This is a genomic window from Amycolatopsis sp. 505 (assembly GCF_031625235.1).
GTDB lineage: Bacteria > Actinomycetota > Actinomycetes > Mycobacteriales > Pseudonocardiaceae > Amycolatopsis.
Genome location: NZ_JACKQP010000005.1, coordinates 36,761 through 52,428, shown reverse-complemented (window position 1 = coordinate 52,428; position 15,668 = coordinate 36,761). Strand labels below are relative to the sequence as shown.

Genomic DNA, 15,668 nt, shown 5'->3' with positions numbered 1-15,668 from the left:
ACGTCTCCGCCGGGCGAACGCCTGACTTGTACGGCCCGTGTACGGGCCCGGCCTAGCGTCGCGGGCCATGTCGAACCAGTGGAAACTGCTTTCGCTCGGCGTGTTCGCCGTCCTCACGGCCGGCACGGTCACCCCCACCGCCGCCGCAGCGGCGCCGGCCACCTACTACATCGACCAGGCCCTCGGCAACGACAACGCCGCCGGGACGCAGGCCGCGCCCTGGAAGTCGCTCGCCAAGGTCGCCGCCACCGAGCTGAAACCCGGCGAAACCGTGCTGCTGCGCCGCGGCCGGACCTGGACCGGCGGGCTCAGCGTCTTCGGCAAGGGGTCGGCCACCGCGCCCGTGACCATCGGGGCCTACGGGGACGGCGCCCGCCCGATCGTCCAGGGCAACGAAGAAGCCTGCATCAACCTGCCCGGCGACTACCTCACCGTGCGGGACCTCCAGATCGGGGTCGCGGCCGACGCCGGGCGCTGCTCGTGGGCCGGCGTCGAGGTCGGCGGTGACCACGACAAGGTCCTCTCGAACTACATCACCGGTGCCGGCGCGGGCGTCTACATCGCGCCGAGCGCCGACGCTACCGAGGTCACCCAGAACGACCTCGTCGACAACAACCACATGACCGTCGTGACCCCCGGCGGCAACGACGACTCCGGCGCGTTCGCGATCCTGGTGCAGGGCAACGGTTCCGACATCGGCTGGAACCGGATCAGCGGGTCCATCGCGGTGAGCGACGACTTCGGTGGCCTCGACGGCGCCGCGGTCGAGGTCTTCTGGGGCTCCGGCAACGTCATCCACCACAACATTTCCGAAGACAACGAGTCCTTCACCGAGCTCGGCACCGACGCGGACGACCCGGACGGCGTGTCCCGCAACAACGTCTACGAGTACAACGCCGTCTTCGGCGCCAAGACGCGCGGCGGCATCGTGACGCGCGGCGCCCAGGACGGCAACGGCCCGGTGACCGGCACGGTCTTCCGCAACAACTCCGTCCGGCTGAGCAACGCCGAATCCGAAGGGTTCGTCTGCTACGGCGGCTGCACCGACCAGACGCTGAAGCTGACCCAGAACGTCATCCAGGCCGCCATGAAGATCGGGTACGCCGACACCGGCTGGACCGCGACCGACCACAACGTCTTCTTCGGCGGACAGCGGCAGTTCACCCCCGGCGCCACGGACAAGGTCGCCGACCCGAAGTTCACCTCCGCGACGAACCTGGCCCTCAAGACCGGCAGCCCGGCCATCGGGCTCGGCGTCGAGAAGTACGCGGACATCGACGTCGACGGCACCGCGATCGGCACCCGGATCGACGCGGGCGCCTACCAGTTCACCCCGTGACGTACCGGGTCAGCATCGCGACCATCTCGTCCTCCAGCCGCCGGGCGTCGACCGGGTCGGGCTCGGCCAAAAGGTCGTGGACGGCCAGCTCGACCGTCGCGATGACCAGGCGGGCCGCCGTGGCGGTGTCGGCGACGCGGACCTCGGGGTGGCCCTCGAGCAGGGCCTGGGTGTGGCCGACCATGTCCTGCTTCACCCGGCCGATCCGCTCCAGCAGCTCGTTGGACCGCGGGGCGTGCTCCAGCAGCATGCGCAGCAGGTGGGGGTCGTCGCGGTGGGCCTCGACGGCGAGCCGGACGAAGACGCGGAAGACCTCCTCGATCGGCTCGGGCAGCGGGCCGGTCAGCACCTTCGCCGCGGCCGCCGTGCCGCCGTCGAGGTGCCGGGTCAGCAGCTCGGCGAGGATCGCGTCCTTGTTCGGGAAGTACTGGTACAGCGAGCCGATCGAGATGCCGGCGCGCTCGGCGATGCGGTTGGTGGTGCCGGCGGCGTAGCCGTGGTCGCCGAAAACGTGAGCAGCCGCGGTCAGGATCCGCTGCCGGGTCAGCTCGGCGCGCACCTGCCGCGGCTGTTTACGTGGCTGGATGCGGCGCTGGTCCGACGGCACGGAATCCTCCGGGAAAGCGAGTAGTCAAGATCTGAACATTTGCTCATAATTGTGCCATGACCAGCACAAACACGCTGCCCCGCGTCTCCGGCGCCGAGGTGCGGGCCCGGCTGGGCGAGCCCGAGGCGATGATCAAGGCCAAGATCGGCGGCCACATCGACCGGCACGCCCGCCGCTTCATCGCGCACTCGCCGTTCCTGACGCTGGCCACCGCGGACGCCGCGGGCCGCGCCGACTGCTCGCCCCGCGGCGACTACCCCGGCTTCGTCAAAGTCCTCGACGAGCACACCCTGGCCCTGCCCGACCGGCCCGGCAACAAGATCGCCGACTCCTTCCGCAACATCGCCGAGAACGACGGCGTCGGCCTGCTGTTCTTCGTCCCGGGCATGCGGGAAACCCTGCGGGTCAACGGAAGCGCGTACGTCACCGACGACCCGGACGTCCTCGCCCGGATGCGCACCGAGGCCAAGGCGCCGGAGCTGGCGATCGTCGTCGACGTCGCCGAGGTGTACTTCCACTGCGGCCGCGCGCTGATCCGGTCGCGCCTGTGGGACCCGGCGAGCCAGGCGCTCGCGGCGGAGCTGCCGTCGGCGGGCGAGATCGCCGGCGAGAAGATGAACGTCGACCCGGCGCTGCTCGACCAGCTCCTCGAAGCGGGATACCGGAAGCTGTACTGACATGCAGAAGACGACCCTGGAGCGCATCGAGCGCGTGACCGAAGACGTCGTTTCGCTGGTCCTGCGCGGCGACGAAGGCCCACTGGCGCCGTGGGAACCGGGCGCGCACATCGACCTGGAGCTGCCGAACTGGCTGACGCGGCAGTACTCGCTGTGCGGCGACCCCGGTGACCTCTCGGCCTACCGCATCGCCGTCCGCCACGACCCGCTGAGCCGCGGCGGCTCGGAGTACGTCCACCTGTTCCTGCAACCGGGGCGGACGCTGACGGTTTCCCTGCCCCGCAACCACTTCCCGCTGCGGCCCGCGCCGGAGTACCTGTTCGTGGCGGGCGGGATCGGGATCACGCCGATCCTGCCGATGCTGCGGTCCGCCGTCGCCTCCGGGGCCGCGGTGACGCTGGCGTACGCGGGCCGTCCGTTCGCCGCCGAACTCTCGTCGCGGTACGGAGACCGCGTACGGCTCGGCCGTCCGGACCTCGCGGCGCTGGCCGAGGAGTTCCCGGCGGCGGAGGTGTACTGCTGCGGCCCGGCGTCGATGGTGGACGCGGCCGAGGCGGTGTTCCCCGCGGTGCACACCGAGCGGTTCGAGCCCACCCGGCGGGCGTTCGGGCCGGACACCCCGTTCGAGGTCGGGTGCGCCCGGTCCGGGGGCACGATCCAGGTCCCGGCGGACGAATCGCTGCTGGACGCGCTGAACCACGCCGGGCGGCCGGTGCCGTCCGCGTGCCGGGAGGGCGTCTGCGGCAGTTGCGAAGTGCGGGTCGTGGCGGGCGAACCCGAGCACCGCGACGACATCGGCGCGGCGGCGGGCCGGATGTACCCGTGCGTGTCCCGCGCGCTGTCCCCGCGGCTCGTGCTGGACGTCTGATGATCCCGAAGGTGCGCCGCCCCCGGACGCGGCGGATGATCACCCTGGAAGTCCGTGCGACCGCCGCACCCAGCCCGGCGTTCCGCACCATCACCCTCGGCGGTCCCGGGCTGGCGGAGTTCGAGCCGGCCGGCGACGACCAGGCGGTGCGGCTGTTCTTCCCGCGCGTGGGTCAGGATCGGCTCCGCATGCCCACGCTGGACAACGAGGGCTGGATGGCCGAACTGCTCGTGCTGCCGAAGTCCCGCCGCCCATGGGTCCGCAACTACACGATCCGGCGGGCCAGGCTCGGCGAGATCGACATCGAGTTCGCCCTCCACGACGGCGACGCTCCCGCGGCCGACTGGGCGCGCCGGGTGCGCCCGGGCGATCCGGCCGGCGTCTTCGACCTCGGCGTCAGCTACCTGCCGCCGCCCGGGGTGCCGTGGCAGCTGCTGGCCGGGGACGAGAGCGCGCTGCCCGCGATCCTGGCGATCCTCGAGCACGCCGGGGACGACCTCGTGGCGGAGGTGTTCCTGGAAGTGCCCTCCCCGGCGGACGTGCGCGAGATCGAGGCACCGCCCGGGGTGCGGGTGCACTGGCTGCCCCGCGCGGAGCCCGGCCGGCGTCCGGGCGCGCTCGCCCTGGAGACGATCCGGGACGCCGTCCTGCCGTCCGGGCCCGCCTACGCGTGGGTCGCCGGGGAGGCCGAGCTGGCCACGGGCGTGCGCCGCCACCTGGTACGGGACCGCGGCTGGCCGAAGGCGGACATCGCATTCCTCGGTTACTGGCGCCACGGCCGCGCGGCGCCCGGCTGAGCCACCGGCCACACGACACGCGTGATTCAAGGGTCAGCACGCGTGATTCAAAAGTCAGCACGCGTGATTGGAGGGTCGACACGGCGAACCGGCCGGCGCAGCTCGTGTCGACCCTTCAATCACGCGTGTCGACCTCCTGATCACGCGTGTCGACCTCCTGATCACGCGTGTCGGCTGTTCCGTCACGGGGTGGTGGTCACCTTGGTGAGGGTCACCGGGGTCCGGGGCGGGCCGCTGCCGTCGCCGATGCCGGGTTTGGCCGGGTCGATTCCGGCTCGGGCGATGGTGTCGAGGGTTTCCAGGCCCACGTCGTCGATGCTGCCGAAGACCGTGTACTCGGGCGGGATGTCGATGTCGCCGAAGACCAAGAAGAACTGGGAGCCGCCGGAGTCCGGGGCCGCGGTCTTCGCCATCGCGAGGACGCCGCGGCCGTACGTCAGGCCGGGGAACAGCTCGTCGCGGATCGTGTAGCCCGGGCCGCCGGTGCCGTCGCCGACCGGGTCGCCGCACTGCAGCATCTGCAGCCCGGTGGTGACCGACAGGCGGTGGCACGACGTGCCGTCGTAGAAGCCCTGCCGGGCCAGGCTCAGGAAGTTGACCACCGTGCACGGCGCCAGCGCGCGGTCCAGCGTGAGCCCGATGTCGCCCGCGGTCGTCGCCAGCCGCACGTCGACCGTGCCCGAAGACGGCGCCGGGCCGTCGGGCGGCAGCGCCACCTTCCTCGGGGCCGGTGAGCCGGTGTCCGGGGTGAACGCGCAGGTCACCGGGTCGGCCAGCGGCTTGACCCGCTTCGGCATCGGCGCCCGGCCGCCGGGGATCGCGCCCGGCGTCCCGGGCGCGGCCGCCGAAGTCGAAGTCGACGGCGACGGCGACGGCGACGGCGACGGCGTCGTGGTCCGGAACGCGCCGCCGGCCTGGCCGTCCGGCTCGCGCAGGAACCCCGGGTAGCCCCAGGCCAGGAAGGCCAGCGCCATCACCACGACGATCACGACCGACCCGGTGATCACCACGATCGCCAACGTCGACGACCGCTTCGGCGGCACCGGGGGCTGCCACGGCGGACAACCGTACGGCGGCCCGGGTCTGCCGTCCGGCTCGCTCATCCACGCTCCCCTCGTCGGAGAGCACACCCTACTGCCGTCGGGACCGGGCGGAACGCCGATCAGGGCAGGCCCCACGGCGCGCTCGGCCCGCCCGGCGCCACCGGCCGGACGCCGAAGTCGGGCCGATCCCCCTTCCGGTACACGAACGCGTCCTCACCGCGCCCGAGCTCGACCTGGACGTCCCCGCCGGCCAGCCGCCGCCAGCGACGCGCCCGGCCGCGCGCGTCGGTCACCACGAGCTCGCCGTCGATGCCCGGCCGCAGCACGCACGGCGCCCCGGCCTCGCTGTGCACCTTCAGCCAGCGCGTCTTCCCGCCGGTGCGGGACGCGCTGAGCAGGAACGCGCCTTCGGTGCGGAAGTCGCGCAGGGCGACGTCGCCCCAGGCCGCCGGCACCGCCGGGAACAGCCGCAGCACGCCACCCCAGCTCTGCACCAGCATGTCCTGGAGGGACTTCGCCGCCGACAGCGGCGTCTCGATGACCGGCCCGGACTCCTTGTACATCGTGTTCGGCTGGATGTACCGCCGCTGCAGCTCGCCGAGGTAGAATGCAGCCTGCTCGCCGCGCAGCATCTGCGCCGAGATCGACGCCGCCCCGGTGAACGTGTAGCCCTGCAGCGCGCCCTCGAAGCCGACCCAGTGGTTCAGCGACGTCTCGATGATCGCCCGGTGCTCCGGCTGCTCCCAGGTGACGTCGTAGAGCGGGTAGATCTGCAGGAGGTGCGAGTAGTGCCGGTGCGACTTCGCGAACGGCACCCCGGCGCCGATCATGTAGCCGTTGCCGTCGGCCGGGTAGCCGACGAGGTTCGCCAGCACGTCCCGCCAGCGCGGCGCCAGCGGATCGCCGGGCACGTGCTGCAGCAGCGTCTTGCAGCCCCAGCGGATCAGCGAGAGGTCGTAGTTGCAGTCGGGGGCGTTGACGCCGTACTCGGGCGAGAACGTGGGCGGCAGGTGGAGCTTGCCGTCCGGCCCGGGCGCGAGGAAGTGCAGGTAGTAGTTGATCGCCCTGCGCAGCAACGGAATCAGGGTCTCCCGGAGCAGGGCATGATCGAGAGTGTGCCGGTAGGACAGCCACACGTTGTGCAGCGCCCAGGTGAGGTTGCCGACCTCCGGCGTCGGCGTGTCCTGCCCGGGGATCCCGACCGGGAACCCGCTGGTCGCGTTCGAAACGCCGTTGAGCAGCGTCATGTCCGTCGTCCGCGGGATCCCGGCCGAGTCGGCTTGATACGGAGAAGCGACCTGCGAAGTCAGGTTGGCCCGGTACTTGTCCAGCGCGTAGCTGACGGCGTCGAGCTCCAGGTGGTTGGAGCCGTGGATCAGCCAGTACTCGAGCTGGACGTTCAGGTTCCACCACGTCGCCGGCCACGGCGTGTTCTCCAGCCACGGCCCGGACGTCGCCATCACCGGCGCCTCCCGCCGCGCCGCCGAAGCCACCTTGTACAACTGGATCCAGTAGAAGCTCTGGAGCCGGGTGTCCGGAATGGACAGGAAACTCCGCCGGTAGTAGTCGTGCCACCAGCGCCGGTGGTCCTGGGTCAGCGCGGCGAACGGAAGCGCCCGGCGGACCGTGCCCAGCGCCCGCGCGGCCGACGTCTTTTCGGGGTGCGACCACGCCACCGACGTGTACAGCGTGCGGGCGCCGCCGCGCGTGACCTCCCGCCAGGCCGTCACGTGCTCGCCGCCGGCCAGCAGCGGCTGGACGGCCAGCCGCGCGTCGCCGCTGCCCGACAGCTGCACCGGCGGGTTCGCGGTGTACCCGGCGGGCGGGGGCTTGTTCCACACCGGATCGGCCCGCGGGCTGACCGCGGCCGCCGGGTGGAACACCCACTTGAACCCGCGCTCCCCTTCCGACGGGCGGATTTCGACGGCCAGCAGTGACTGTCCGGTGTGGACGATCGCCCGCAGGCTCAGGCTGCCGGCGGACGTCGTGATCGTGCCGGTCAGCTCGGCGTTCCACAGGTCCATCCGCCAGTCGATCGCGGTGATCGCGCCGGCCGGTTCGAGCGTGAAGTACCCGATCGGCAGCCGGGCCAGGCCGAACAGCGAGCCGAACTCCGGGCGGTGGTCCTGCACCTGGCTGTGCTGGACGTTGAACCGGATCGCGTTCTGCCCCGGCTCGGCGTAGATGCCGGAGCCGAGAAAGCCGTTGCCCAGGAACGGGCCCTCGTACCAGGTCTTCGGCAGCCGCCGCCAGTACAGGTCCGCGGTGCCCAGGAACCCGGCCCAGCCGAAGTCGTCGCCGCCGGGTGCCGCGTCGGCGAATCCCGGGGTCAAGCCGGCGGCGGCGATCCCGGCGAGCGCCCCACCGAGCACAGTCCTGCGGGTGATGTCCATTCGACCTCCTCGTCGAAGAGCGGTTCAGCTCGGCAGGCCCCACGCGGGTGCGGGGCCGAGCGCGGGGACGTCCCGCGGCCCGGAGTCCGGCCGCCCGCCCCGCGGGGTGACGACGGCGGTGCCGCCGCGGCGCAGCCCGATCGCGATCCGCCCGGGCCCGGCCGCGCGCCACGGCAGCCGGCGCCCGCGCTCGTCGCGGACGTCGACGTCCCCGGCGACGCCGTGCTGCAGGACCAGGGGCTCGCCGGCTTCGCTGTGCACGCGGACGAATTCGGTCGTGCCGTCACGGCGGGAAGCGTCCACGAGGAACGCGCCTTCCGCGCGCAGGCCGGCGATCGAGGCGTCCCGCCAGGTCGCCGAAACCGACGGGAAGACCTTCAGCACCCCGCCGGAGCCCTGCATCAGCATGTCCACCACGGACTGTGCGGCGGTGATCGGGCTTTCGATCGCGAAGTTGGAGCCCTCGCGGTACATCGTGTTCGCGGTCAGCTCGGTGTCGGCGACGATGTTCCGGTCGAGGAAGAACTTCAGGTACCGCAAGGCTTCCTCGGGCGCGTCCATCACCGACTTCATCGACGACGCGGCCGCGTAGCTGTAGCCGTGCCAGGCGGATTGGTCGGCCGCCCAGTGGGTGAAGGTGCGCGTCATGAGGTCGCGGTCGCCGGGTGCGTCCCAGACCTTCTCGCGCAGCGGGTACAGCCACAACAGGTGCGAGAAGTGCCGGTGGGACGCGGCCAGCGGGACGCCGTCACCGATCAGCACGCCGTCGGCCGGATCTTCGTGGTACGGCACGAGCTTCGCGCTGATCTCCCGCCAGATCGGCACGCGCGGTTCGTCGAGGCACAGGATCCGGGCGGTGTCGACGAGCGTCCGGGCCGCCCACCGGATGAGCGACAGGTCGTAGGTGCAGTCGGGCGCGTCGGCGTACTCCGGCGAGCGGGTCAGCGGCAGGTGCAGCGCCCCGTCCGGGCCGGTGACCAGGAAGTGGCGGTAGAAGTTCAGCGCCTTGGCCAGCGTCGGGTACAGGACGTCGCGCAGCACGCGCTTGTCCATGTGGTGCCGGTAGGCCAGCCAGACGTTGTGCAGGCCCCACAACAGGTTCCCGGTCTGGTCGGTCTTGGACGTCGTCCCGGGGACGCCGACCGAGCGCGTGCCGCCGGGCCGCAGCCGCCAGTCGCCCGGGTGCGAAAGAGCGTAGGTGTCGCCGTCGCGGTACGCGGGCGGGACGGACACCTCGAGGTTCGCGTGGTCGCGCCGGAACGTCTCGGTCACGGCGTCGAGTTCGGGGTGGTTGGTGCTGTTGACGATCGGGTAGGTGACCTGGACGTTGAGGTTCCACCAGACGGCGGTCCAGCTGTTGCCGACCTCGGGGAACCACGGCCCCCACTCGGAGACGACCGGCCCGCCGGCCCGGGTGGCGGCGGCGATCTTGTACAGCTGGATCCAGTAGAACCGCTGCACCTGCTTGTCCGGCACCGAAACGAAGCTGCGCCGGTGGTAGTCGTTCCACCAGCGGCGATGGCGGGCGAGCAGCGCGTCCGGGCGGGCGGCAAGCGCTTTCTGCACGGCGTTGCGCGCGTCCGCGGTGTGCGTGGTGCCCGGGAAGCTGTAGGCGACCGTGGCGGCGAGGAGCCGTTTCGTGCCGATCGCGCGTTCCTGCCACGCGGTGGTGTACCCGCCCCCGGCCAGCATGGGCTGCGCGCAGAAGCCGGCACCGAGCTCGGGCGCGGGGTTGGCGACGTACTCGGGCGGCTTGCGGACGGTCCGGGTGGTGGCGGATTCGAGCGGCTGGAACGCCCAGGCGGCGGCGGCTTCCCCGGCGCTGGGCGTCAGCGAGACGAGCAGCACGCCGAGGTCGTTGTGCACGACGGCGGAGAAGGCGACCGAGCCCTGAGTGGTGGTGATGGTGCCGCCGAGCTCGGCGTTGTAGAGGTCGAGCGTCCAGTCGACGGCGGTGATCGCGCCGGCGAGGGTCAGCGTGAGGTACCCGATGGGCAGGCGGGACAGCCCGATGCCGGCCTCCCACTGGATGCGCTGGTCCTGCACCTGGGTGTGGCTCAGCATGAACTTGAGGACCTGCGGGGTCTTGCCGGCGTAGACCTGGACGCCGAGGTAACCGTTGGCGAGGAACGGGCCTTCCTGCCAGTTCTTCGGCAGCCGCCGCCAGACCATCCGCGCATCCCGGGCGACGTCCCGGTACGGGTCGCCGCCGGCGGCGAGCGCGGGCGGGGCCGCGCTCGCCCACAACCCCCCGAAAGCGGTTGCCCCGGCGAGGACCGAGGCAGACCGGAGCACCGTCCGCCTGGACACAGAGTCCATGAAGCATCCTCCGAATTCATACTACGTTTCGGCGAGATCAAGCGGCGGCGTGCGGTCATACTTGCAGAGGGGTGCCCAAAACGCCAGAGGAGTTCACCCGGAAAGCGGCAGAGACATCCGATGAATCAGGGAAGCGGAGGTAGCGCCGGCGTGTACAGCCAGCGGGTGAAGAACGCGCCCAGCGACCGCCCGGCGTGGGCCTCGGCCGCCGCCACGAAGGCTTCCGTCGTGACCAGGCCGTGGCGGTGCTCCTCGGCCCACGACTTCAGCAGCGCGAAGAACGCCGGGTCCCCGATCTCCGCCCGCAGCGCGTGCAGCGTCAGGCCGCCGCGCTTGTAGACGCGCTCGTCGAACATCCGGGCCACGCCGGGGTCGGCGATCCGGACGTCCGCGGGCTTGGCCTTGATCCGCGCGTGCCAGCTGCGGGCCAGCGCCGCAGCGGACTGGCCGCCGATCTCCTCCGACCACAGCCACTCCGCGTACGTAGCGAAGCCCTCGTTCAGCCAGATGTGGCGCCAATCCGCCACCGTCAGGCTGTTGCCGAACCACTGGTGGGCCAGCTCGTGCAGCACGAGCCGCTCGTGGGTGCGGCGGCCGTCGACGTGGTTGGCGCCGAAGATGGCCATGCCCTGGGCCTCGATCGGGTCGTCGAGGTCGTCGTCGGTGATCACGATGACGTACTCGGCGAACGGGTACGCGCCGAACAGCCGCTGCAGGAACTCCATCATCCGGCCCTGGCGCGCGAAGTCGCGGTCGAACAGGCGACGCAGCCGCGGGGGTACGGCCGCCCGCTGCGGCACCGTCTCGAAGATCGACTCGACCTGGCCGGTCGCGCGCCCGAGGCCGAGGCTGAGCCGGCGCAGCCCGACCCCCGTGTGGGGGAACCAGCCGCGGCCGGACAGCTCGACCTCGTCGTAGCGGCCGATCTGGACGCTCATCAGGTAGGTCGCCGTCGGCTCGCGCCGCTCGAACACCCACCTCGTCGTGCTCGCCGACGTCGTCCGCTCGGCCAGGGTGCCGGTGACCGCGACCAGGTACGGCGACGCCGTCGTCACGCTCACCCGGTAGGTCGCCTTGTCCGACGGGTGGTCGTTGCACGGGAACCACGACGGCGCGCCGACCGGCTGGCTCGCGACCAGCGCGCCGTCGGTCAGCTCGTCCCAGCCGACGTCGCCCCAGCGGCTGCGCACCGGGCGCGGGTTGCCGACGTAGTGCACCTCCACCGTGAACGTGGTGCCCGCCGGGATCGGCTTCGCCGGCTTGACGTGCAGCTTCGCCCCGCGCTTGAGGTACTTCGCGGCCTTGCCGTCGACCAGCACGCGGTTGATCCGGAACTCGCCGAAGTCGAGGCTGACGCGGGAAAGCGCCTGCGTCGCCTCCGCGGTGATCATCGCCGACGCCGAAAGCCGGTTCGGCGCGACCTTGTAGTCGAGGCTCAGGTCGTAGTGCCGGGTCCGGTACCCGCCGTTGCCGTGGGCGGGAAGGTAGGGGTCACCCGAGGTGTCCGCGCCGGGAGCCGGTGCCGGAGCCTTCGAAATCACCCGTCGCGAACCTTTCGTCGTGCGTGCTGGAACCAGGCTCGCACGGACGGGTGAGTCCGGCGCGCCTGGACCTGCTTTCGTTACTTACCGGGCCACGCGGAGATCGGGTTGCCCAGCCAGCGGGTGTCGGCCGGCACCTCGTCGCCGCGGGTCACCAGCGAACCGGGGCCCACCGTCGTCCGGGCGCCGATGCCCGCGCCCGGCAGCACGATGCCGTGCGGGCCGAGCGTGGCGCCCTCGCCGAGGGTCACCCGGGACATGCTCATGATCCGGTCGTGGAACAGGTGCGTCTGGACGACGCAGCCGCGGTTGATCGTCGCGCCGTCGCCGAGCTCCACGAGGTCGGCCTCGGGCAGCCAGTACGTCTCCAGCCAGACGCCGCGGCCGATCTTGACGCCCATCGTGCGCAGCCACGCGGTCAGCAGGGGGGTGCCGCCGACCGAGCCGATCAGCCACGGCACCGCGAACGCCTCGACGAAGGTGTCGGCCAGCTCGTTGCGCCAGACGAAGGAGCTCCACAGCGGGTGGTCGACCTCGCGGAACTTGCCGACCAGCAGCCACTTCATCACCGTCGCGGTCAACGCCGCCACGATCCCGGCGGCCAGCAGGGCGGGCCCGGCCAGCAGCGCGGCGACGCCGAAGCCGAACGCCGACGCCGTCCACAGGAGGCCGAAGGCGACCACGACGGTCAGCGCGACACCGCACATGACCGGGATGATCCGGCACAGCTCGACCAGCGCCCGCGCCGCCTTGAGGTGCAGCGCCGGGGTGTAGGTGCGGCTCGTGTCGGCCTCGCCGACCGCGCGGCGCACCGGCAGCGGCGGCATCCCGAGGTACGACGAGCCCTTCTTGGCCTTCAACGGTGTCGACGACAGGACGCCGACCAGGCCGCGCTTCGGCACCGAGCGGCCGGGCGCGGTCATTCCCGAGTTGCCGAGGAAGGCCTGCTTGCCGATCCGCGCCGGGGCGACGTGCAGCCAGCCGTGGTTGAGCTCGTAGGTGGCGACCATCGTGTCGTCGGCGAGGAACGCGCCGCTGTCGACCTTGGTCATCTTCGGCAGCGCGAGCACGGTCGACGCCTCGACGTTGCGGCCCACCTTCGCGCCGAGCAGCCGCAGCCACACCGGCGTGAACAGGCTGGCGTACAACGGGAACAGGCCTTCGCGGGCCATGCTCATCAGGCGTTCGGTGGCCCAGACCTGCCAGGCGACGCGGCCGTGCACCGGGTGGTAGCCCTCGACCATGCCGATGCTCAGCGCCCGGACGCCGACAAGCACGAGCAGCATGTAGGCGAGGAAGTACGCGGCCGTCGCGGCCGGCACGAAGACCAGCGCGCGGGTGAACGCGTCGACCAGCGTCGGCGCACCGGCGATCCCGTAGCCGAGCACGGCGACCCCGGCGAGCGCGGCCACGCCGGGCAGGAAGCCCAGCGCCAGGGAGGTCGCGCCGTAGACCGCGGCCCAGAAGTGCGAGCGCGGCGGACGGCTCGACGGCCACTTCAGCGCGTCCCGCTCGTCCTTGCCGACGCGGGTGGCGGGCGAACCGGCCCAGCGCTGCCCGGCCGGCACGGCGCCGCGGACGGTCGACCCGGCCGCGATCTCCGCGCCCTTGCCGATGCGGGCACCCGGGAAGAGCGTGCTGCGCGCACCGACGCGGGCTTCCGCGCCGACGCGGACCTTGCCGATGTGCACGACGTCGCCGTCGACCCAGTGGCCGGACAGGTCGACCTCGGGCTCGATCGCGGCACCGCGGCCGAGCTTGAGGAAGCCGGTGACCGGCGGCGGCGAGTGCAGGTCGACGTCCTTGCCGATCCGTGCGCCGAGCGCCTTCGCGTACGTCGTCATCCAGGACGCGCCGGCGACGCTGTCCGCGCCGGAGAACTCGGCGAGCTTCTCGGCCGTCCACAGTCGCAAGTGGACACTCCCGCCGCGCGGGTAGGTGCCGGGGCGGACCCCGGACAGCAGCACGCGCGCGCCGCCCGCGGCGATCGCGATCCGGCCCGCCGGGCTGAACAGCACCACCCAGGCCAGGCCGAGCCACGCCCAGCTCAGCGTCGGCGCCCAGGCGAACCCGAGCAGCGACAGGACGTTCGACAGCGCGGCGGACAGGGTCACCCAGCGCAGCCCGACCAGGCCCATCAGCGGGACCATCAGCAGCGTCTGGACGACCCCGGCGCGGCGCTTCGTCGGCGCGATGTCCCGGCGTTCGGTGGCCTGCCCGCTGAGCGCGTCCAGCATCGCGGCCAGCGCGCCCAGCCTGGGGTGGGCGTAGATGTCGGCGACCGACACCTGCGGGTGCCGGGTGCGGATGCGGGCGACCACCTGGGCGGCGGTCAGGCTGCCGCCGCCGTGGGTGAAGAAGTCGGCCTTCGGGCTGTCGACCGACACGCCGAGGATCTCGGCCCAGCCTTCGGCCAGCCACGTCTCGGTCGGGGTCAGCCCGGAAGCCTCCACGGTGGACAGCGGCCACGGGAGGGCGTTGCGGTCGACCTTGCCGGAGGTGCGGGTCGGCAGGTCGTCGACGACGGCGAGCAACGGGACCAGCGCGGCGGGCAGGTGCTCTCGCAGGCGGCTCGCGGCCTGGTCGTGGTCGAAGTCCCCGCCCGCGGGGACGACGTACCCGACGAGGACCTGGTTGCCGGCCTTGGTGCGGCGGATCGCGGCGGCCGCGCCCTGCACACCCGGCAGGGCCTGCAGCGCGGCGTCGACCTCGCCCAGCTCGATGCGGCGGCCGCCGAGCTTGACCTGCTCGTCGAGGCGGCCGAGGAACAGCAGGCCCTCCTCTTCGGCGCGGACCATGTCACCGGAGCGGTAGGCGCGCTGCCAGCCCAGCGACGGCAGCGGCGCGAACTTCTCGGCGTCCTTGGCCGCGTCGAGGTAGCGGGCCAGGCCGACGCCGCCGATGACGAGCTCGCCGGTTTCGCCCATGGCGACCGGCTCGCCCTCGTCGTTGACGACGGCGAGCTGCCAGCCGACGAGCGGCAGGCCGATCCGGACCGGGCCCTCGCCGGTCAGCTGCGCGGCGCACGCGACGACGGTGGCCTCGGTCGGGCCGTAGGTGTTCCAGACTTCGCGGCCTTCGACGGCGACGCGCTCGGCGAGCTCCGGCGGGCACGCCTCGCCGCCGAAGATGAGCAGGCGGACGTCTTCGAGGGCGTCGGCGGGCCACAGCGCAGCCAGCGTCGGCACGGTCGAGACGACGGTGATGCGCTGCGCGACCAGCCACGGGCCGAGGTCGACGCCGGTGCGGACCAGCGCGCGGGGTGCCGGGACCAGGCAGGCGCCGTGGCGCCAGGCCAGCCACATCTCTTCGCAGGAGGCGTCGAAGGCGACGCTCAGGCCGGCCAGGACGCGGTCGCCGGGGCCGATCGGCTCGTCGGTGAGGAAGAGCTCGGCCTCGGCGTCGACGAACGCGGCGGCGGAGGCGTGCGTGACCGCGACACCCTTGGGCTTGCCGGTGGAGCCGGAGGTGAAGATGATCCAGGCGTCGTCGGCCGGGCCGGGACGGCCTTCGCGGCCACCGGGCGTGGAGTGCACGTTGATCGTGCCGTCGGTGGCGACCGCCGCGACCTGGGCTTCTTCGAAGACCAGCTCGGCGCGCTCGTCCGGGTCGTCCGCGTCGACCGGCACGTAGGCGGCGCCGACGGACAGGGTGGCGAGGATGGCGATGTACAGCTCGGCGGTGCCGGAGGAGATCCGGATGCCGACGCGGTCGCCGAGGCCGACGCCGTAGCCGCGGAGCCGGCGCCCGTAGGCGTCGATCTCCTCCAGGAGCCGCCGGTAGGTCAGGGTGGTGGTGCCGTCGTCGATCGCGGCGGCGTTCGGGTGCCGCTCCGCGGTGGCGGCGAGGACGTCGAGGAGGGTGCGCTCACCGGCGCCGAGACCGGACCAGAAGAGGGCGCGGTCGGCGACCGGGGCGAGCGTCACCTCGGGGGTGGTACCGGTGGGTTCGATCGTGACGGTCATCGGGCGTTCACCCCGGGCAGGACAAAACCATGGGCGCGCAAGCCCACCACTCACCTTTCGGGAGCCTCAATCGGGCTTGCTCTCCCATTGAGGCGCCCGCAACGACCTTCCACTGTAAC

At 72.3% G+C, this 15,668-nt stretch carries 10 protein-coding genes; 4 read left to right on the top strand and 6 right to left on the bottom strand.

Translation table 11 applies throughout. From position 1 onward, the window contains the following. Nucleotides 1–67 precede the first annotated feature (67 nt). The gene (locus H5965_RS19300) at nucleotides 68–1,339 is read left to right on the top strand and encodes a right-handed parallel beta-helix repeat-containing protein (RefSeq protein ID WP_310971419.1); all 1,272 of its coding nucleotides are present in this window, start codon (nucleotides 68–70) and stop codon (nucleotides 1,337–1,339) included. Here the strand turns inward: H5965_RS19300 and H5965_RS19295 are convergent. Then, the gene (locus tag H5965_RS19295) at nucleotides 1,329–1,946 is read right to left on the bottom strand and encodes a TetR/AcrR family transcriptional regulator (RefSeq protein ID WP_310971418.1); all 618 of its coding nucleotides are present in this window, start codon (nucleotides 1,944–1,946) and stop codon (nucleotides 1,329–1,331) included. The genes H5965_RS19300 and H5965_RS19295 overlap by 11 nt on opposite strands. Nucleotides 1,947–2,002: 56 nt before the next feature. On the opposite strand from H5965_RS19295, the gene H5965_RS19290 reads away from it, so the two are divergent. The 3 genes from H5965_RS19290 to H5965_RS19280 are packed head-to-tail and all read left to right on the top strand — an operon-like array spanning nucleotide 2,003 to nucleotide 4,288. Further along, entirely contained in the window at nucleotides 2,003–2,623 is a 621-nt protein-coding gene (locus tag H5965_RS19290; protein ID WP_310971417.1) for an MSMEG_1061 family FMN-dependent PPOX-type flavoprotein, read from the top strand. Between the two features lies 1 nt (nucleotide 2,624). Then, nucleotides 2,625–3,491, top strand: a complete 867-nt coding sequence (locus tag H5965_RS19285; protein ID WP_310971416.1) for a PDR/VanB family oxidoreductase — start codon at nucleotides 2,625–2,627, stop codon at nucleotides 3,489–3,491. Further along, nucleotides 3,491–4,288, top strand: a complete 798-nt coding sequence (locus tag H5965_RS19280; protein ID WP_310971415.1) for a siderophore-interacting protein — start codon at nucleotides 3,491–3,493, stop codon at nucleotides 4,286–4,288. The genes H5965_RS19285 and H5965_RS19280 overlap by 1 nt, the downstream gene beginning before the upstream one ends. Nucleotides 4,289–4,470: 182 nt before the next feature. Here H5965_RS19280 and H5965_RS19275 read toward each other — a convergent pair whose 3' ends face one another. From H5965_RS19275 to H5965_RS19255, 5 genes are all read right to left on the bottom strand, one after another. After that, nucleotides 4,471–5,391, bottom strand: a complete 921-nt coding sequence (locus tag H5965_RS19275) for a peptidylprolyl isomerase (protein WP_310971414.1) — start codon at nucleotides 5,389–5,391, stop codon at nucleotides 4,471–4,473. Between the two features lie 59 nt (nucleotides 5,392–5,450). Then, nucleotides 5,451–7,724 carry a glycosyl hydrolase family 95 catalytic domain-containing protein gene (locus tag H5965_RS19270; protein ID WP_310971413.1) on the bottom strand — a complete coding sequence of 758 codons (2,274 nt, stop codon included), beginning with the start codon at nucleotides 7,722–7,724 and terminating at the stop codon, nucleotides 5,451–5,453. Nucleotides 7,725–7,748: 24 nt separating this feature from the next. After that, the gene (locus H5965_RS19265; RefSeq protein ID WP_310971412.1) at nucleotides 7,749–10,043 is read right to left on the bottom strand and encodes a glycosyl hydrolase family 95 catalytic domain-containing protein; all 2,295 of its coding nucleotides are present in this window, start codon (nucleotides 10,041–10,043) and stop codon (nucleotides 7,749–7,751) included. Between the two features lie 125 nt (nucleotides 10,044–10,168). Continuing rightward, complete coding sequence (locus H5965_RS19260; RefSeq protein ID WP_310971411.1) at nucleotides 10,169–11,584, bottom strand: M1 family metallopeptidase; 1,416 nt, start codon at nucleotides 11,582–11,584, stop codon at nucleotides 10,169–10,171. A gap of 80 nt (nucleotides 11,585–11,664) precedes the next feature. Continuing rightward, nucleotides 11,665–15,549 (bottom strand): Pls/PosA family non-ribosomal peptide synthetase, encoded by a 3,885-nt coding sequence (locus H5965_RS19255; protein ID WP_310971410.1) that lies wholly within the window; start codon nucleotides 15,547–15,549, stop codon nucleotides 11,665–11,667. Nucleotides 15,550–15,668: the final 119 nt, after the last annotated feature.